At 63.6% G+C, this 18498-nt stretch carries 15 protein-coding genes; 8 read left to right on the forward strand and 7 right to left on the reverse strand.

Annotated features, from left to right (window positions below):
• Nucleotides 1–10 precede the first annotated feature (10 nt).
• Together ACI2JX_RS18860 and ACI2JX_RS18865 are read left to right on the forward strand one after the other, a co-directional pair.
• On the forward strand, nt 11–1225 hold the full coding sequence (locus tag ACI2JX_RS18860) for an MFS transporter (protein WP_404690722.1): 1215 nt from the start codon (nt 11–13) through the stop codon (nt 1223–1225).
• 239 nt (nt 1226–1464) lie between these two features.
• Nucleotides 1465–2370: a LysR family transcriptional regulator gene (locus ACI2JX_RS18865; protein WP_368971462.1), complete on the forward strand. Its 906-nt coding sequence runs from the start codon at nt 1465–1467 to the stop codon at nt 2368–2370.
• Nucleotides 2371–2531: 161 nt separating this feature from the next.
• Here the strand turns inward: ACI2JX_RS18865 and ACI2JX_RS18870 are convergent, their stop codons facing one another.
• Together ACI2JX_RS18870 and ACI2JX_RS18875 are read right to left on the reverse strand one after the other, a co-directional pair.
• Nucleotides 2532–2948, reverse strand: a complete 417-nt coding sequence (locus ACI2JX_RS18870) for a RidA family protein (RefSeq protein WP_186553300.1) — start codon at nt 2946–2948, stop codon at nt 2532–2534.
• Nucleotides 2948–4267 (reverse strand): flavin-containing monooxygenase, encoded by a 1320-nt coding sequence (locus tag ACI2JX_RS18875; RefSeq protein WP_404690723.1) that lies wholly within the window; start codon nt 4265–4267, stop codon nt 2948–2950. The genes ACI2JX_RS18870 and ACI2JX_RS18875 overlap by 1 nt, the downstream gene beginning before the upstream one ends.
• A 335-nt stretch (nt 4268–4602) precedes the next feature.
• Between ACI2JX_RS18875 and ACI2JX_RS18880 the strand changes: the two genes are divergently transcribed.
• Nucleotides 4603–5280, forward strand: coding sequence for a DUF1028 domain-containing protein (locus ACI2JX_RS18880; RefSeq protein WP_404690724.1), 678 nt, complete (start codon nt 4603–4605; stop codon nt 5278–5280).
• Nucleotides 5273–6427 (forward strand): acetylornithine deacetylase, encoded by a 1155-nt coding sequence (argE, locus tag ACI2JX_RS18885; protein WP_404690725.1) that lies wholly within the window; start codon nt 5273–5275, stop codon nt 6425–6427. The genes ACI2JX_RS18880 and argE overlap by 8 nt, the downstream gene beginning before the upstream one ends.
• A gap of 81 nt (nt 6428–6508) precedes the next feature.
• Here argE and ACI2JX_RS18890 read toward each other — a convergent pair whose 3' ends face one another.
• The 3 genes from ACI2JX_RS18890 to ACI2JX_RS18900 form a co-directional block, all read right to left on the reverse strand.
• Nucleotides 6509–7789 (reverse strand): carbohydrate porin, encoded by a 1281-nt coding sequence (locus ACI2JX_RS18890; RefSeq protein WP_404690726.1) that lies wholly within the window; start codon nt 7787–7789, stop codon nt 6509–6511.
• Nucleotides 7790–7902: 113 nt separating this feature from the next.
• Nucleotides 7903–10320, reverse strand: coding sequence for a glucose/quinate/shikimate family membrane-bound PQQ-dependent dehydrogenase (locus ACI2JX_RS18895; protein ID WP_264234594.1), 2418 nt, complete (start codon nt 10318–10320; stop codon nt 7903–7905).
• A 270-nt stretch (nt 10321–10590) separates the two neighbouring features.
• Entirely contained in the window at nt 10591–10932 is a 342-nt protein-coding gene (locus ACI2JX_RS18900; protein WP_368971467.1) for a cupin domain-containing protein, read from the reverse strand.
• A 74-nt stretch (nt 10933–11006) separates the two neighbouring features.
• Between ACI2JX_RS18900 and ACI2JX_RS18905 the strand changes: the two genes are divergently transcribed.
• Nucleotides 11007–11906 carry a LysR family transcriptional regulator gene (locus ACI2JX_RS18905; protein ID WP_368971468.1) on the forward strand — a complete coding sequence of 300 codons (900 nt, stop codon included), beginning with the start codon at nt 11007–11009 and terminating at the stop codon, nt 11904–11906.
• Nucleotides 11907–12019: 113 nt separating this feature from the next.
• Nucleotides 12020–13222 carry an MFS transporter gene (locus tag ACI2JX_RS18910; protein ID WP_404690727.1) on the forward strand — a complete coding sequence of 401 codons (1203 nt, stop codon included), beginning with the start codon at nt 12020–12022 and terminating at the stop codon, nt 13220–13222.
• A gap of 98 nt (nt 13223–13320) precedes the next feature.
• Here ACI2JX_RS18910 and ACI2JX_RS18915 read toward each other — a convergent pair whose 3' ends face one another.
• Entirely contained in the window at nt 13321–13932 is a 612-nt protein-coding gene (locus tag ACI2JX_RS18915; protein ID WP_368971471.1) for a LysE family translocator, read from the reverse strand.
• Between the two features lie 99 nt (nt 13933–14031).
• On the opposite strand from ACI2JX_RS18915, the gene ACI2JX_RS18920 reads away from it, so the two are divergent.
• Entirely contained in the window at nt 14032–14988 is a 957-nt protein-coding gene (locus ACI2JX_RS18920; RefSeq protein ID WP_404690728.1) for a GlxA family transcriptional regulator, read from the forward strand.
• A 165-nt stretch (nt 14989–15153) separates the two neighbouring features.
• Here ACI2JX_RS18920 and ACI2JX_RS18925 read toward each other — a convergent pair whose 3' ends face one another.
• Nucleotides 15154–16014, reverse strand: coding sequence for a CAP domain-containing protein (locus ACI2JX_RS18925; protein ID WP_264234600.1), 861 nt, complete (start codon nt 16012–16014; stop codon nt 15154–15156).
• A 259-nt stretch (nt 16015–16273) separates the two neighbouring features.
• Here ACI2JX_RS18925 and ACI2JX_RS18930 point away from each other — a divergent pair, with 259 nt between their 5' ends.
• Complete coding sequence (locus ACI2JX_RS18930; protein WP_404690729.1) at nt 16274–18439, forward strand: TonB-dependent receptor; 2166 nt, start codon at nt 16274–16276, stop codon at nt 18437–18439.
• Nucleotides 18440–18498 lie beyond the last annotated feature (59 nt).

Below are 18498 nucleotides of genomic sequence, written 5' to 3' on the forward strand. Positions count from 1 at the left end.
TGAGCGTATTGTGAAAGTTGATCCCCTTAACCCCAGCACGCAAACCATCATCGGTCTGGGCGTACTGCAGATCCTGGTCTGGGGCGGTTCGTTCTTCATCCTGGCGGTGATGGCCGAGCCGATCATGCGCGAGACCGGTTGGGCCAGCCAATGGGTGTATGGCGCGCTGTCGCTGAGCCTGATGGTCGCGGCCCTGTTGGCGCCGCTGTCCAGCCGACTGGTGGCGCGCTACGGCGGGCGCTCGCAGCTGGCTGGCAGCGGCGCGGTGGTCGCACTGGGGCTGCTGATCATGGCCGCCAGTCACAGCCTGGCGTTGTTTCTGCTGGCCTGGGCAGTGATCGGCGTGGGCATGGCGATGGGCTTGTACGAAGCGCTGTTTTCCACCCTCGGTGCGTTGTACGCCGAGGGCGCCGGGCGGGCGATCACCGGCATCACCCTGATCTCAGGCTTTGCCTCGACCTTGTCGTGGCCGGCCGTGGCCTTGCTCATCGAGCAGTTCGGTTGGCGTGTGGCTTGCGTGGCCTACGCGCTGGTCTTGCTGCTAGTGGTGGCGCCGCTGTACATGAAGGTGCTGCCCAAGGGCGGCCAGGGCGAACAGGCCAAGCTCGCCACAGCGGGCGAGAGCGCCGTGGTGGACCGGCGCCTGTACCTGTTGCTGACGGCGATCTTTGCCCTGGGCGCAATCATCATGACTGCAGTCGCCGTGCAATTGGTGGCGGTGTTGCAGGGCTTGGGGCACTCCCTGCCAGCGGCCATCGGCCTGGCGGCGATGCTGGGGCCGAGCCAGGTGGCGTCGCGGGTTCTGCAGATCCTTGCCGGCAAGCGTCATCCGATCTGGACCGCGCTGTTTTGCGTGTCGCTGGTAGCGTTGGGGCTGTTGTTGGTGGCCTTTGCGCCAGGTATGACCGCGCTGGGGCTGTTGATCTTCGGGTGTGGCAACGGCCTGCGGGCCATCGTTCGCGGGCTGTTGCCGCTGGCACTGATGCCACCTGCGCACTATGTGTTGCTGATGGGGCGTATGTCGCGGCCATCGTTGATTGGCCAGGCATTGACGCCGTTGCTGGGTGGCTACCTGTTCGAGCACTTTGGCGCGATGGGGGTGTTGGGCACGTTGTGTGGGTTGGCGTTGGTCAACGTGCTGCTGGTGTTGTGGGTGATGCGGTGGATGCAAAAGCCGCCAAGGGGGCTGCCTAGCAGCCCCGGTCACTCTACAGCCAGGCTTTGATCTGGCGGGCTACCGCTTCAGTCGATATCCCGTAGCGATCATGCTGACGCCCTATCGCCGGGCAACCGCAGAACTGCGTGGGAGCGGGCTTGCCCAGCGATGAGGCCGGCCCAAGCCCCACAAAACTATCGTCAGGTCATAGGTAAATCCTTCCCCACCCGCACGCCCGCTGAGCAAGCGCTAAGGTAAGGTGACAGGAATGATTCGAGCGCGCCGTCCACGGCGCCAGAGAGGTGCCTGTGGCTTCCTATACCTTGCGACAACTCAAGTATTTCGTCACCACGGTGGAGGCGGGCAGCGTGGCCGAGGCCTCACGCCAGCTGTACATCGCCCAGCCGTCGATATCCACGGCCATCAAAAGCCTGGAAGAAAGCTTCGGCGTGCAGTTGTTCATCCGCCACCATGCCCAGGGCGTCTCACTGACCCCCAGCGGCAAGCGCTTCTACGCCAAGACCAAGTCACTGCTGCAGATGGCCCACGAGTTTGAGCAGAACGCCCTGGCCGACAACGACACCGTGGCCGGGCAGATCGACATCGGTTGCTTTGAGACAGTGGCACCGCTGTACCTGCCGCGGCTGATCGCAGGTTTTCGCCAGCGTTACCCGGGCGTGGATATCCGCCTGCGCGATGGCGAGCAGCAGGACCTGATCCAGGGTTTGACCGCTGGCACCTTCGATTTGGCGTTTCTCTACGATCACGACCTCGATGGCACCATCGAAGCCGAACCCTTGATGCCGCCCCAAAAACCTTATGTGCTGTTGCCGGAAAAACACCGCTTTGCCGGGCAAGCCCAGGTGTCGCTGCGCGACCTCTGCCCAGAGCCGATGATCCTGCTGGATGTGGCGCCGAGCCGAACCTACTTCGTCAGCCTGTTCAACGAGCTGGGGCTGACGCCGAACATCGTCTTCAGTTCGCCGTCGATCGAGATGGTGCGGGGGATGGTGGGGCAGGGCTTTGGTTTTTCCCTGCTGGTGACCCGGCCGCATTCGCCGTGCACCTATGACGGCCAGCGGCTGGTGACAGTGGATATCGCCGAGCCTGTGACCCTGTCGGGGTTGGCGGCGGCGCGGTTGAAGCGGGTGCAGTGGACCAAGCCTGCGCAGTTGTTCGTCGAGTTTTGCCGCGAAGAGTTGGCCAGGATGTGAACACCATCGCGGGGCAAGCCCGCTCCCACGTGTGCGCACAATCAGCTGTGGCACGTGGGAGCGGGCTTGCCCCGCGATAGCGATCTCGCCTCATCCCACTTCAGAGATGATTGTATGCACACGTGGGAGCGGGCTTGCCCCGCGATAGCAATCTCAGCTCATCACACTTGATCCGGTACCACCGCAATCACGTCAATCTCCATCAACCACTCCGCCTGAGCCAACCCCGCCACCACCAGCCCGGTAGAAATCGGGAATACCCCTTTGAGCCACTTGCCAACTTCCTGATAAACCGGCTCGCGAAAACGCGGATCGGTGATGTAGGTAGTGGTCTTGACGATATGCGACATGTCCGAGCCAGCTTCTTCAAGCAGCTGCTTGACGTTCTTCATCGCCTGCTCTGCCTGAGCACGCGGATCGCCCAAACCCACCAGGCGCCCTTCGAAGTCGGTTCCCACCTGGCCCCGTACATACACCGTGTTGCCGGCGCGCACGGCCTGGCAAAGGTCGTTGTCCAGCGACTGATTAGGGTAGGTGGCCTTGGTGTTGAACATGCGAACGCGAGTATGAGTAGGCATCAGTGGGCTCCGAGGGTGCTCAGGGTAGTGATCGAGGTTTGGCCTTGCTCATCGGCATCGCGCTGCAGGCGATCGCGGTAAGCCAGGTAGGTGCGTTGGGTGGCGATATGGCCGGCAACGTGCTTGGCGTCGTGCCACACGCCCCAGATGAACGACGAACCGCGCCGCGACAACCACGGCAGGCCGAGGAAGTACACGCCAGGCTCTTTCGCGACGCCGCGCTGGTGTAGCGGCTTGCCATGGCTGTCGAAGGTGTCGACCTGCAGCCAGCTGAAATCCACCCCGTAACCAGTTGCCCAGATGATGCTGGTGACGCCAGCCTGGACCAGGTCGAGTTCGAGAATCGGTGCACTGACGCACTGCGGGTCGGCCAGGCGTTGGCGCGCTTGAGGTTCTTCAGGCAGGTCCAGGCCATTGCGCTCGACATAGGCATCGGCGGCATCGAGCAGGGCCAGGTAGTTGTCGTCGCCGCGCTGGATGTTTTCGGCCAGGTTGTCCTGAAAGCGCGCCACACCGTTGGCGAACGACTGGGTCAGCCCGACCAGGGTCATGCCTTGGTGGGCGAGGGCGCGGAAGTCCACGGTGTGGCCGCCACGCGCGCCGCTGACGGCGATGGTTACGTGCTCGCGGCCGGGCTTGGCGATTTCCGCATCCCATTCGCCGAGCACGCCCAGCCACCAGCAGAAGTCGCGGTTGCGATAGCTGCGCGGCGGGCGGTCATGGGCGCCCACCGACAGGTACACCTGACGGCCTGCGCGCATCAGCTCCTCAGCGATCTGCACCCCAGAGGAGCCCGCGCCCACCACCAGCACCGCGCCTTCAGGCAACTGCTCGGGGTTGAAGTAGGCGGCCGAGTGGATCTGGTGCAGACGCTCATCCTGCGGCGCGATGGCTGGGATGACCGGGCGCTGGAACGGACCGGTGGCGGCGACCACGCGGTTGGCGAGAATGGTGCCGTGGTTGGTCTCGATGGTGAAACCAGGGCGGTCGGCGTTGCGCACCACCTTTTTCACCTCGACCCCGGTGCGTACCGGCAGGTTGTATTTGCGCACATAGCGCTCGAAGTAGTCGGCGACCTGCTCCTTGCCGGCGAAGGCATCGGCATCGAGGTCGAATTCCAGCCCTGGGAAGCGGTCGTGCCAGACCGGGCCGTTGGCCACCAGCGAATCCCAGCGGCCAGTGCGCCAGGCCTCGGCGATGCGGTTGCGCTCCAGCACCAGGTGCGGCACGCCGAGCTTGCTCAGGTGTTCGCTCATGGCAACCCCGGCCTGGCCGGCGCCGACCACGAGGGTATCGATTTCAATTGTGTTCAAGTTCATCTCTGAGCCCTTCTTGGAAGGCGGTTTTAATCAGGTCGGTGGGTGAACCGCCTTTGCCTGGAATCAGCCTAGGGATGTGCCTTGGGTCGCGAAAATAGTATTTAGCTAGTGCTTGCCTATAGTTTGGCGAAGGCCTTGATAAATAAGGGCTGCAGCGCTGTCGTGGGGTTATTTGAAGAGGGTTTGAGGCGCGCGTTTACAGACTTAGTTTTTTCCTTTTCAAGGCCAAGGAAAAAGGTCGTTTCGTGGCCCGTGGGCTTCTGTTCAGAATGCGTTCAACATCGAGTGGAAGTTGCCTTTCGCTGGATTAGCCAATAAACGACAGGAGCTGCACCATGACCTTCTCCATCATTGGCCGCTGCCAGGAAACCGGCCAAGTCGGCATTGCCATCAGCTCTTCGAGCATTGCCGTGGGAGCCCGATGCCCGTGGGTGCGCGCAGGCGTCGGTGCGGTGGCGACCCAGAACATCACCTTGCCGGCGCTTGGTCCGCAGATCCTCGACGCCCTGGAGCAGGGTGACTTGCCCGCGGCAGCGGCACTGGACCGGGTGCTCAGTACCAACGGCTGGAGCGAGTACCGCCAGGTGACGGTGATCGACAGCCACGGGCAGGTTGCGCTGTTTACCGGTAAAGAGGCCTTGGGCGTGCACAACGCAGTAGCCGGCGAGCAATGCGCCGCAGCCGGCAACCTGTTGTCGTCGATCCAGGTGATCGAGGCGATGGTCGCCGCCTTCGAACAGGCCAGCGGGCATCTGGCTGATCGCCTGCTGGCAGCGATGCATGCGGCGGTGGCCGCAGGGGGCGAGGCCGGGCCGATTCATTCGGCGGCGCTGAAGATTGCCGGTGAGCTGACCTGGCCGCTGGTGGACCTGCGTGTTGACTGGGCGGATGAAGACCCGATCGCTCAGCTCGATGGCCTTTGGCAAGCCTACCGCCCGCAGATGCAGGACTACGTGACCCGCGCGCTGAACCCGACCAGCGCACCGAGCTACGGAGTACCGGGGGATGAATGAGCAAAGCAGCCGCGACCTGCTGGCGCGGCTGATCGGATTTGCCACGGTCAGCCGTGACTCGAACCTTGAGTTGATCGGCTTTATCCGCGACTACCTGGCCGGCCTGGGGGTGGACAGCGAGCTGTTTCACAACCGTGAAGGCACCAAGGCTAATCTGTTCGCGACCATTGGCCCCTTGGATAAGGGCGGCGTGGTGCTCTCCGGGCATACCGACGTGGTGCCCGTGGATGGCCAGGCCTGGACGGTCGAGCCGTTTCGCCTGAGCGAACGTGACGGGCGCCTGTACGGTCGCGGCGCGGCTGACATGAAAGGCTTCATTGCCTCGGTACTGGCCGCAGTGCCAGCGTTTCTCGCTCAGCCGTTGAAAACCCCGGTGCACCTGGCCTTCTCCTATGACGAGGAAGTCGGTTGCCTGGGCGTGCGCTCGATGCTCGCAGCCCTCCAGGAGCGGGCGCACAAGCCACGCTTGTGCCTGATCGGCGAACCCACCGAGCTCAAGCCGGTGCTCGGCCACAAGGGCAAGCTGGCCATGCGCTGTCAGGTGCAGGGCGCGGCCTGTCATTCGGCTTATGCGCCGTATGGGGTCAATGCGATCGAGTATGCCGCACGCTTGATCGGCAAGCTGGGCGAGATAGGCGAGGTTCTGGCGCAAGACCAGGACGCGCGCTTCGATCCGCCGTTCTCCACCGTGCAGACTGGCCTGATCAAGGGCGGCAGGGCGCTGAACATCGTGCCTGAAGAGTGCGAGTTCGACTTCGAGGTACGCGCGTTGCCAGGCTTCGAGGCGCAGGCTGTGGCCGACCAGTTGCAAAGCTATGCCCAGGCACAACTGCTACCGCGCATGCGTGCGGTCAATCCGGCTAGCGACATTCGCCTGCAACCGTTGAGCGCGTATCCGGGCTTGGCCACGCCTGCTCAGAGCGAGGCGGCGCAGTGGGTTGCGCTGCTCAGTGGCTCGACTGAGTTCGGCACCGTGGCTTTTGGGACTGAAGGTGGGCTGTTCGATCAGGCCGGCATCCCCACTGTGGTGTGCGGGCCGGGCAGCATGGAGCAGGGGCACAAGCCCGACGAGTTTGTCAGTGTCGAGCAGTTGGCGGGGTGCGATGCGATGTTGCGGCGCTTGGTGGATTACCTCCAGGCGCATTGACGGGGTGGCCTCATCGCGGTACACGCCCGCTCCTGCAAGACACGTGCAGGAACGGGCGTGTGCCGCTATGCGGGCAGATGATCAGAAGGTTGCCTTGACCTGCAATCCAACCACCAGGGCATTATCGATGTTGGTCCCGGAGAAGGCCCCCGGCTCGATGATGTACTGCACATCCGGACGCAGGTTCAGCCAAGGCGTGGCCTGGTAGCCGTAGCTCAGCTCGATCAACTGCTCGGCGCTGTCGATGTCGGGGAAGTCCTGGCCACTTTGCAGCGCTGCGTCTTCAAGCAAATCGCGGCTGCGCGGGTTAGGCACGGCGCGGCCATAGCCCAAGGCCACGGTATCGCGCGGGCGCCCTTCGAACGGTTTGTACAGCACCACGCCTGCGCCATACCATTTGGTGAATGGCGAAGCGGCCTTGCTCGACGCCGAGTACTGGCCAAAGGCATGCAGGCTGCGCCCCGGCAGGCTTTGATCGTTCCACACGGCCTGGTCGATCAACAGGTAATGCCCGCCACGACCGGCCACTTCCTTGTCGCTGCCAATGCGTTTGACGTTGGAGCTGTCGTAGTAGTACCCCAGCTTGTACTCACCCGGCAGTTCGCCCTGCAGCTTGTACACCAGCTCCACCGGCACCACGGTACCGGTGGTGTGCTTGGGCCCCAGGTGCCAGGCGCGGCTGGAGTTGCCGTTGCTCTCGGGGTCGACGTTGAACGCCGCCACGCGCAACTGCCAGGACGAGGAGAAGTCGTATTTGACCCGGGCGCCCAAATGCGCGTTGGGGTAGTTGGTCCAGCCACTGCCCCCGGACATGTTCAGTGGGTGACCGCAGAAACCGGCGTTCATGAAGTTGCACAGGATGCCGGTGTCCAGGCCGCCGAGGTCGTTGCCCATGGCCATGTAGCCGAGCTTGACGTTGAGCGCGGGGGTGAAGTTGCGCTCGTAGCTGAGCTCAGTCAGGCGGGTGTACAGGCCACCGTAGTTTTCCTGGATGGGCAGACGGTTGCCGACCAGATCCTCGGAGGCGCTGTTACCGCGACGGTCGTTGATGGTCAGTTGGACCTTGCCAGCGTTATCCAGACCGTACAGCTTGCTCAGGTCGAACTGCACGCCGAGCTTGAGGTTCTGCGAGTAGCGCGCCGAGCGGTGCAGGCCACCGTGGGCGTTATAGGCGGTCTCGCCGCTGTAGTCGCCGGTGAACTTGACGCCGTCGTCCTCAAGCTGGTGACGCAAGCCGCCCCAGTCGCCGGTCATGGTGCTGCGATTGAGCAAATCGGTTTCGGCCATGGCGCAGGTGCTGGCCAGGGCCAGCAGCAGGCCGGCGGTGATGCGGGTAGGGGTGAAGGGCAAAGCACAGAACATTGCGAGGCTTTCCTGGGGAATTGCGGGGCTCATCGCGGGGCAAGCCCGCTCCCACGCCGGATTGGATCGTTGGCGTGGGAGCGGGCTTTTCCCGCTATGAAGTCAACAGCGGTTTACGGCAAGGCGTAAGCAATCACATAGTCGCCACGGTCGGTCGACTGACGGGCGCCGCCGGCAGTGATCACCACATACTGCTTACCGGTCTTGGGCGAAACATAGGTCATCGGGCCGCCCTGGCTGCCCACCGGCAGACGGGCTTTCCAGGCTTCTTCACCATTGGCGCTGTTATAGGCGCGCAGGTAGAAGTCCTGGGTGCCGGCGATGAACACCAGGCCGCCTTGGGTGGACAGGGTACCGCCCAGGGTTGGCAGGCCGATCTTGATCGGCAGGTGCATGCGGATGCCGAGCGGGCCGGTGTCTTCCACGGTGCCGACCGGAACCTGCCAGGCCACCTGGCGGGTCTTCATGTCGATGGCGGTCAGGGTGCCGAAGGGCGGGGCCTGGCACGGAATACCGGCAACCGACAGGAAGCGGTTCTTGTTCACCGCATACGGCGTGCCCTTCAGAGGTACCGCGCCCATGCCGGTGTTCAGTGCTTCACCACCGCCGGCAGCCGCACCTTTGTTCTGCGACGGGATCATCTGAATCCACAGGCCCAGGCGCATGTCGTTGACGAAGATGAAGCCATGCACCGGGTCGGTAGAAATGCTGCCCCAGTTCATGCCGCCCAGCGAGCCTGGGAAGCTCAGCGACAGGTCAGTGCCGGGCGCGGTGTACAGGCCGTCGTAGCGCATCTTCTTGAAGTCGATACGGCACAGCAGCTGGTCATACGGGGTAGCGCCCCACATGTCCGACTCGGTCAGGGTCTGCGCGCCGATCTGCGGCATGCCGACCGATTTTGGCTGGGTAGGCGAATACGGCTCGTTAGGGATGTTGCCCGGCTTGACCGGTACTTCGTCGACCTGGGTCAGCGGTTGGCCGGTGGCGCGGTCGAGCACGTAGATCTGCCCGGCCTTGGTGCCGATGACCACCGCAGGTACGGTCTGGCCGTCGTCCTTGGTGAAGTCGATCAGGCTTGGCTGCATGGGCAGGTCGAAGTCCCACAGATCGTTGTGCACGGTCTGGTAGACCCATTTCTGGTTGCCGGTGGTGGCGTCCAGGGCCAGCACCGAGGCGCCGTAGGTGTGGTCCAGCTTGCTGCGCTCGACACCATAGATGTCGGTGGAGGAGGAGCCCATCGGCAGGAACACGGTGTTCATTGCCGGGTCGTAGGACATCGGCGCCCAGCTGTTGGGCGTGCTGCGTACATAGCTGCTGCCGTCGGCTGGCGCGTTGCGATCTTCAGGGTTGCCCGGGTCGAAGGCCCAGCGCATTTGCCCGGTGATCACGTCGAAGCCACGGATCACGCCGCCTGGCATGTCGGTTTGGACGTTGTCGGCGACGCGCCCGCCAACCACCACGGTGGTGCCGGCCATCAGCGGCGCGGAGGACAGCTGGTAGTACGAATCCGGAACATCGCCCAGGCCGGCCATCAGGTTGACCTGGCCATTGTTGCCAAAGCCCTGGCAGAACTCGCCGGTGTCGGCATCGACGGCGATCAAGCGGCCGTCGATGGTATTGGTCAGCAGTCGACGCTGGCAGTTGGCGCCAGGCGCCACGCTGGCCACGGTGATAGGCGAGCTGTTCGGTTGGGTCGGCTGGGCCAGCGGCGCGCTGGCGTCGAAGTAGGCCATGCCACGGCAACGCTGCCAGACCTTGGACTGGGCATTGATGGCGTTCTTCCACAGCTCTTTACCGGTGTCGGCATCGAGGGCGATCAGGTTGTTGTGCGGGGTGCAGATGAACACCTTGTTGCCAACCTGCAGCGGCGTCAGCTGGTCCTCGGCGCCGTTACCGTCGCTGATGGCCACGTCACCGGTGTGATAGGTCCAGGCCACTTGCAGCTTGTCGACGTTGTCGCGGTTGATCTGATCGAGGGCAGCGAAGCGGCTGCCACCTTCGGTATTGCCGTAGTGAGCCCAGTCTTTCTGGGCTTTCTCCGGCTCGACCGGGGTCATGCCCGGGCCATTGCCGGTAGGCGCTACGCTTGGGTGGGCGACGAACATGTTGCCGGCGGCGATCACCAGGCCAACGGCCATGACCGCGGCCAGACCATAAGCACCACGACCGGCGCTGCGCCCATTGGCGCGCGCCAGCATCGGGTAGACCAGGGCGACCACCATGCCGATGGCGGCAAACATGAACAGGCGCGAGAACAGCGGCCAGAACACCAGGCCGGTATCGGCCACGGCCCAGATGGCAGTGCCTACCAGGAACGCAGCGAACAGCCAGGCGCCAGCGGTTTTGCGCCGGGCGATGAGGATACCGGCGATGGCCATGGCCAGGCCGCCAATCAGGAAGTACCAGGAACCGCCCAGGCCGGCCAGCTTGACGCCGCCAGCAGCCAGGAGCAAGCCGAGCAGGGCGATGACAACGCCCAAGCCGACCAGGATGAATGTCGAGGCGCCAGAGGCGCGCGGTGTTTCGTTCATGCCAGGGATCTCGCAGGTGGAATGTGCGTAGTTTAAGCCCTTAGCAAGCTAATTAACAAGTTAGTACATTTCAATGTGAGGCTGATTGTCGCAGGCGTTTGCAAGCTAAGATGCACCGAAAAGAGTAGATCAGGTGGTGAATTTGTCACTAAACGGCGCGTTTTTTTACTTGTGAAAATTTTGCAATTACGACGTTGGTCGTAGCTGGCCTTGAGAGCCGCAGTGTGTACTCAGCGAGGGAAACGGATTGCCGTGCGATGGCTTGCGAATTCACCCAGTTGATCGATCGCGATAGAACACCGCCAGCCACACGGTACTCACCCCAGCCTCGGTCCACTCCACCCGATGCCGGCAATGAGCGGGGATATCCAGATAATCCCCCACGCGCAACACCCGCTCCTGGGCCTCATGCTCAAGGCGCAATCCAGCGCTGCCGCTGAGCACGACCAGCCACTCACCCTCAGCCTGGTCGTACCAGAATCCCGGCGCACTGGCCTGGCCACTGGAAACGATGCGTTCGATGCGCAAGCCTGGTCGGGTCAACAGCTCGTCGAAGTGCTCGGCGGCATGCACGTCAGGCAGGGGCAGGGCAGCAAACAGATTGTCTGGCATGGGTGGCTCGCGCTGTGTTGATTCCGAACTCTGATTGTAGGAAGGTTCCAGGATTTGGCGGACAGAAACAGCCGATGGACAAGTTGCTGGCGATCAAGACGTTCATGGCCACGGTCGAGGCTCGCGGGTTTTCCGCCGCCGCGCGCAAGCTGGGCGTTGCCACCTCCTCGGTAACGCGCCTGGTCGACGCGCTGGAGAGCGAACTGGGGGCCACCTTGCTCAACCGCTCGACCCGTCAGGTCAGCTTGACCGAGGCCGGGGTCGGTTACTACCAGCGCTCGCGGGAGATCATTCAAGCCCTGGCCGAGGCCGACGCCAGTGTCGCCGATCGCGGCGAGGAGCCGGTTGGGGTGCTGCGCCTGTGTTTGCCGGTGGAGTTCGGTCGACGGGTGATCGCGCCGCACCTGGGGCGGTTCTTGGCGGCGCACCCGGGGTTGGAGTTGGACATCGACATGAGTGACCGCTTCGATGATCTGCTCGATGGTCGCTACGACGTGTCGATCCGCTTGGGCGAACCTGCGCCGAGCGACGAATTGGTCTGCAAGCGCCTGGGATGCTTTGAGCGCTGGCTGGTCGCCAGCCCCGCCTATCTTTGCGCTAGCGCACCCTTGGTGCATCCGCAGCAGTTACTCGAGCAGGCCTGCCTGCGTTTTCGCTATGGTCAGTCCGGCCGGCCGTGGCGGCTGCGCCAGGGCGAACAAGCGCTAGAGCTGGACGTCAGCGGACCCCTGCGCAGCGCCAACGCCGACCTGCTGCGTGAAGCTGCGTTGGCCGGCAGCGGGATTGCCCTGCTGGCCGATTGGCTGGTGCGCGAAGATGTCCGGGCCGGGCGCTTGCAGCGGCTGTTCGCCGACTGGCAGATCAGCCCGGGGACTGCCAGCAGCGCCATCAACGCGCTGTACCTGCCCAACCATCGCGGCTCGCGGCGGGTACAGGTCTTCGTCGATTTTTGCCAGGCACTGCTCAGTCGTTGAAACCCCAGCGTTGCGCCTGGCGCAAAAGCGCGTTGCGCAGGCGCTGGATTCTCCCGCTCCTCGCGCCTGGGTAAGGTGCGCGGCATATCCCGTCATTTGCCGAGGCACCTGCAATGAACCCTTCCATCGCTGTTCCCCAGTCGTCTGCCGGGGGCCTGAGCCGGGCCCTGGTGACCCTGCTGGCGTTCTGCTGCGGCGCGATTGTCGCCAACATCTACTATGCCCAACCCATCGTCGGCTTGATCGCGCCAGACTTGGGCCTGTCTGGCGAGCGGGCCAGCCTGATCGTCTCGCTGACCCAACTCGGCTACGCCTTGGGTCTGTTGTTACTGGTGCCGCTGGCCGACTTGGTGGAAAACCGCCGGTTGATGATCGCCACGGCGATATTGGCGTGCGTCAGCCTGCTGTTGGCCGGTAGCAGCGGCCATGGCCAAGGGGGGTTGTTCCTTGGTTATGCCTTGCTGATCGGCTTCAGCTCGGTGGCGGTGCAGATGCTGATCCCGCTGGCCGCGCACCTGGCGCCTGAGCAGCAGCGCGGGCGGGTGGTGGGCAACATCATGGGAGGCTTGCTGTTGGGCATTCTGCTGGCGCGGCCGCTGTCGAGCCTGGTGGCCGATCACTTTGGCTGGCGTGCGGTGTTCATCGGCGCGGCAGGGGTGATGTTGGCGATCATCCTATTGCTGGCCCTGACCCTGCCGCGGCGGGTGCCGGATCACCAGGCCAGCTATGCCGGGCTGATGGCTTCGCTGGTCAGCCTGCTGCGTCGCTATCCGCTGTTGCGCCAACGCTCGCTGTACCAGGCGCTGATGTTCGCTGCGTTCAGCTTGTACTGGACCGCTGTGCCGATGGCGCTGGCGGGGCAGCATGGCTTGAGCCAAAGCCAGATCGCGCTGTTTGCCCTGGTCGGGGCGGTGGGGGCGATTGCCGCGCCCATTGCGGGCCGCCTGGCCGATGCCGGGCATGCTCGGCGCGCTTCACTGTTGGCCTTGTTGCTGGCGCCGCTGGCGTTGTTGCTGGGCTTGAGTGCACCGGGCTTGAGCGTGATTGGCTTGGGCTTGACCGGGGTGCTGCTGGATTTTGCCGTGCAGATGAACATGGTGATCGGCCAGCGTGAAGTGTATGCGCTGGATCCGGCTAGCCGGGGGCGCCTCAATGCGCTGTATATGACCAGTATCTTCCTCGGCGGGGCGCTGGGGTCGGCCGTGGCCAGCCCGCTGTACACGCAGTTTGGCTGGCATGGCGTGGTATTGGTGGGCGCGGGGTTGCCGCTGCTGGCGCTGGTGGTTTTCCTGTTGATTTCGCGGCGTGCTTCTTAGGGGGCGCTTCACGCCCCTTCGCGGGCAAGCCCGCTCCCACACGCATCGCGCTAGCATCAAGGGCAGTCTGTGACGAGCCCGGCGTTGCAAAGCCGGGCTCATCGGCCGAGTGGCAAGGCGATCCCGATCAACGCAAACAGGCTGCCACAGCAGCGGTTGAACCCCGTTCCGCCCTTGGCCAGCCAGGGCCGAACCCGAAACGCCAGGCGCGCCAACAGGTATTCGACAACAAACTCGACACTGGCAAAAGTCGCCGCCATGACCACGAACTGCACCAGCAAACCACGTTGCGGATCGATGAACTGCGGCAAGAAAGCCCCATAGAACAGCAGCACCTTGGGGTTGGCCATGGCCGCAAGAAAACCCTGGCGCATCATCCCCGCATTGCTCAAGCGCGTAGCCCCCTCGGTCAGCTCCAGGCGCATCGCCGGGCTGCGCCACAGCTGGATGCCAAGCCACACCAGATAAGCCCCACCCAGCCACTTGAGCACCTGCAGCACCGAGCCCGAGGTTTGCAGCAGCGCGCTCAGGCCGAACATGGTCAGGGCGATCAGCGCGCTGAAGCCCACCACCCCGCCGACGATGGTCAACAGCGTGCGCCGCGCGCCATACAACGCGCCGTGGGTCAGCACCAGCAGGCTGTTCGGACCAGGGGTCAGTGACAGGCCAATGCTGGCGAGCAGGTAGATAAGCCAGGTATCCAGTGCCATGGTGTTTGCCTTGCAGTGTCAGAGGGCGCCAGTCTAGGCCAAATGCGGCTAAACCCAGGGTATGATCTGGACATCTGAGGGTTATTTCTGGACTGCTTCATGACGCCTGATATCCGCTTGCTGATCCTGCCGCTGCCGGAGTTCGCCTTGCTGGCGTTTGGCGCGTTCCTCGACAAGCTGCGCTTCAGCGCCGATGACGAGGATTACAGCCAGCAGCGCTACTGCAGTTGGACGCTGCTGGGCCTGAGCGATCAACCGGTGCCCTCCAGCAGCGGGGCGGTGGTGCAAGTGGAGGTCACGCCGCAGGCGCTGGACTTCGCCGGCTACGACTATCTGGTGCTGTTCGGCGGTCGCAATGCCGCAGCTACTGCAGCCTTGGCACCTGACTACCGGGCGCTGCTCAAACGCGCGGCCAGGGCAGGGGTGAAGCTGGTGTGTGTCGACAACGCCGCGTTTCTGCTGGCTGCCTGCGGCCTGTTGGAGGGGCACAAGGTGGTGGTGCACTGGCGCCACGAAGCCGAGTTTCGGGCGTCCTTTGCGCATTTACAGCTACTGACCGGGCAGTTGTATTGCTTCGACGGTGCGCGCATTTCTTGCGCCGGCGGCAGTGCCGCGATCGACCTGGCGGTGGAGCTGTTGTCGCGCAACTGCGGCCGGGCGCGGGCGCTCAAGGGGTTGGCCGATATGCTGGTCGATGAAACCCGTGACAGTCGCCATGCCTTGCGTTCGTTGGAGGTTGGGGCAGGGCAGGTGCAGCGTGCGGCGGCATTGATGCGTCACCACTTGAGCGCGTCGATGACCGTCGAGCAACTGGCGGCGCAGTTGGGTATCAGTCGGCGCCAGCTGGATCGCCAGTTTCTCGCCAGTCATGGCATGAGCGCCAAGGCCTGGTGGCTGGAGATGCGCCTGCAGCAAGTGCGCTGGCGTTTGCTCAACTCAAGCCACGGCTTGGCGCAGATTGCCGATGAGGTGGGCTTGGGCGATGCGGGGTATCTGGGCAAGTGCGTGCGGCGGCGTTTTGGCTGTACCGCAATGGCTTTGCGTAAGGGCGTTTGACGCTATCGCGGGGCAAGCCCGCTCCCACGCAAGGCACATGGCTCAGGCACCTGAGTACCTTGCGTGGGAGGTACCTGGCTCAGGCCCCTGAGTACCTTGCGTGGGAGGCACCTGGCTCAGGCCCCTGCATACTTTGCGTGGGAGCGGGCTTGCCCCGCGATAGCGTTACTGCGGCGCGCCGAACAGCCCAGTCCAGTAAATGCCCGCATCGCTCTTGGGGTCGACCGCGTAAGCGGCGCCCAACTCGGTGAAATCTGGGTTCATCAGCGTCGCGCAATGCCCAGGGCTGGCCAACCAGCCATCGACCACCTTGCGCGGGGTATCACGCCCGGCGGCAATGTTCTCGCCAATCTGCCGGTACAGGTAGCCGGCCAGCTCGGCGCGATCGCCTGGGGTGCGGCCATCGCGGTCGATATGGTCGAAGAAGTTCTGGTTGGCCATGGCTCGGGTATGGTTGGCGGCAACGCCCGCCAAGGTTGTGCTCCAGGCCAGCGCCGGCGCTGCGGCGAACGGCTGGCCAGCGCATTGGCGCGGCAGCTTGCGCGCGGCATTGATCTCTTGCAGCAGTTTCTGCCCCTCGGCCTGCCAATCACCCAGCCGCCCACTGAGCAAAGGCCGGGCGAGCACGATACGCCAGTCGCGGCCTTCCTGGCTGACGCCGATGTCGACGAACTGCGGATCGAGTACCACCTGGCAGAAGCTTTCGGAAATGGCATGCATCGCCGCTTTCGCATCACGCGGGCCGGACAGGCTGATGGCCTGGACGTTGACCATTGGGTAGGCCGCGCGGGTCATCGCCTGTTGCAAGTCGCGGGTGCCCTCTGGCGACAGCGCCAGGCGGGTATCGCTATTGAGCGGTGGCAGCTCCAGCGAGCCTGCGTCGCCGCAGCGCTGAGCCTGGCTGCGGTAAGCGTTGATCGACTCGATCAGTTGCCCTTCTTCGCCAGTGAAGGCCTGGGCGCTGGTGGCGGCGAGCAGGCCCATCGACAGCATGGCAATGCAGGCAACGGATGGCAGGACGCGCATGTATATCTCCCTATCTGGCAGCGCCTTGGTTTGCGCTGCTCATCCTACACAAGCACGGGGCTTTTGGCCCTCTGCCGTGCAGTTCGAATAAACGGCCGGCTATGACATAGAAGCGGCAAAAGAGGCAGTAGACCGCTGGTCGCGTCGAAAGTGCGATGATTTGGTAATAATTCGTAACCTCGTCTAGAAACAATACTCAATTGTTTTCAATTTCTCATCTGCCAGGAAGGCCTCCCTCTACCGCTTGCGGAGCTTTTCCATGGCGCGACCTTGCCCTGTTCGTCCGACCTTGCTGGCCCTGTGCTGTTCCCTCGCCGTCAACGCCCAGGCGGCCGACGGCCCTATCGAACTCGACGCCACCGCCGTCAACGCCGAGGCAGCCAAGCCATCCCCCAGCCAATTGCCCGAGGTATTTGCCGGCGGCCAAGTGGCGCGCGGTGGGCAGATGGGCATCCTGGGCAACCAGGACATGATGGACGTGCCCTTTACCATGACCAGCTACACCGCCCAGTTGATCGAGGATCAACAGGCCGAAGACATTGGCGACGTGTTGCTCAACGATCCCTCGGTGCGCCAGTCGTTCGGCTTTGGCAACCAGTCGCAGGTCTTCATCATTCGCGGCCTGCCGCTCAATGGCGATGATGTCGCCTTCGGCGGGCTGTACGGCGTGCTGCCGCGGCAGATGATCTCGCCTGATGCCATCGAGCGTGTCGAGGTGTTCAAAGGCCCCAACGCCTTTCTCAATGGCGCCAGCCCCACCGGCACCGGCTTGGGCGGCAACGTCAACCTGCAACCCAAGCGCGCCGGCGACACGCCAACCCGTCGCTACACCCAGGACATCAGCAGCGATGGGCGCCTGGGCGAGCACCTGGACCTCAGTCAGCGATTTGGCGCAGACAACCGCTTCGGCGCGCGCCTGAACCTGTCTCAGCGCGAGGGTGAAACCGCGGTCGATGATCAGGACCAGCGCAGCAAGCTGTTCATGATCGGCCTGGATTACCGTGGCGACAACTTCAAGCTCTCGACCGACTTCGGCTATCAGAAACAGCGGGTCAACCACATGCGCAACTCGGTGCGCCTGGGCGCCGGCCTGACGGATATTCCACGCGCCCCCGACGCCGATCACAACTACGGCCAGGAGTGGGCCTGGACCGAAACCGAGGACACCTTCGGCATGGTCCGCGGTGACTATGACTTCAACGACAACTGGAGCGGCTACCTGGCCGGTGGCGCCAAGCACACCCACGAGAATGGCTTCTACGGTACGCCGATCCTTACCGACAGCAGCGGCGCGGCGACTATCGGTGGCTCCAAGATCCCCCACAATGAGGACAACACAACCTTCATGGGCGGCATCAACGGCCGCTTCCAGACCGGGCCGCTGAGCCATCAGCTGAATATCGGTGCGGCAAGTATCTGGACCCAGCAGGAGAACGCCTTCGTCTTCTATAACTCGCAAGACACCAACATCTATCACACCGACCCGCTGCCCAAACCGACCACGCCGACCTTCGTCGGCGGCAAGCTGGACGACCCGGGCGTGACCGGCAAAACCCGCAACCGCAGTATCGCCATCTCCGATACCGTGGGCCTGTTCGACGACACCCTGCTGCTCACCGCAGGGGTGCGCCGCCAGCAACTGCGGGTCGAGGGCTATGCCTATGACGGCGAGGGCCCGGATGCTGGGCGCAATGCCTTCTACGATGAAGCGGTCACCACGCCCGTGTATGGCATCGTCTACAAGCTCAATCCGTCGATCTCGCTGTACGCCAACCGCATCGAAGGCCTGGCCCAGGGCGCAACGGCTTCAGGGCAGGTGATCAATGCCGGCGAGGTATTTGCGCCCGCCGAGACCAAGCAGGTCGAAGCCGGGGTCAAGTTCGACTATCAGCACTTTGGCGCCAACCTCGCGGTTTATCGCATCGAGCGGCCCACTGATGGCTTTGTCCAGGGCAACGTGTTCGTCCAGGATGGTGAGCAGATCAACAAGGGCGTGGAGTTGAGCGTGTTCGGCGAACCGATTGCCGGCTTACGGCTGATGGCCGGCGGCACGCGCATGGACACCGAGTTGAAAAATACCCTGGATGGCAGCAATGACGGCAACCACGCCGTCGGCGTGCCGACCTTCCAGCTCAACGCCAGCGTCGACTGGGATGTGCCGGGGCTCGAGGGGCTGGCGCTGAATGCGCTCATGCTGCGCACCGGCGGGCAGTATGCCGACCCTGGCAACACCCTCAGCCTGCCGACCTGGAACCGCTTCGATGTCGGCGCGCGCTATCGCTTTAGCGTGCAGCGCAAGGACATCACCTTGCGGGTCAATGTGGAGAACCTCACCGACAAGAATTACTGGGCCTCGGCCAATGGTGGTTACCTGACCCAGGGCGATCCGCGGTTGGTGAAGTTCTCGGGCTCGATCGATTTTTAAGTGGCGTCGATTGGCGATGAGGCGGCAACTGTTGGCAGGCCAACAGCAGCCCTACATTT

This window comes from Pseudomonas sp. NPDC088890, from assembly GCF_044900155.1.
GTDB classification, from domain to species: Bacteria; Pseudomonadota; Gammaproteobacteria; order Pseudomonadales; family Pseudomonadaceae; genus Aquipseudomonas; species Aquipseudomonas urmiensis.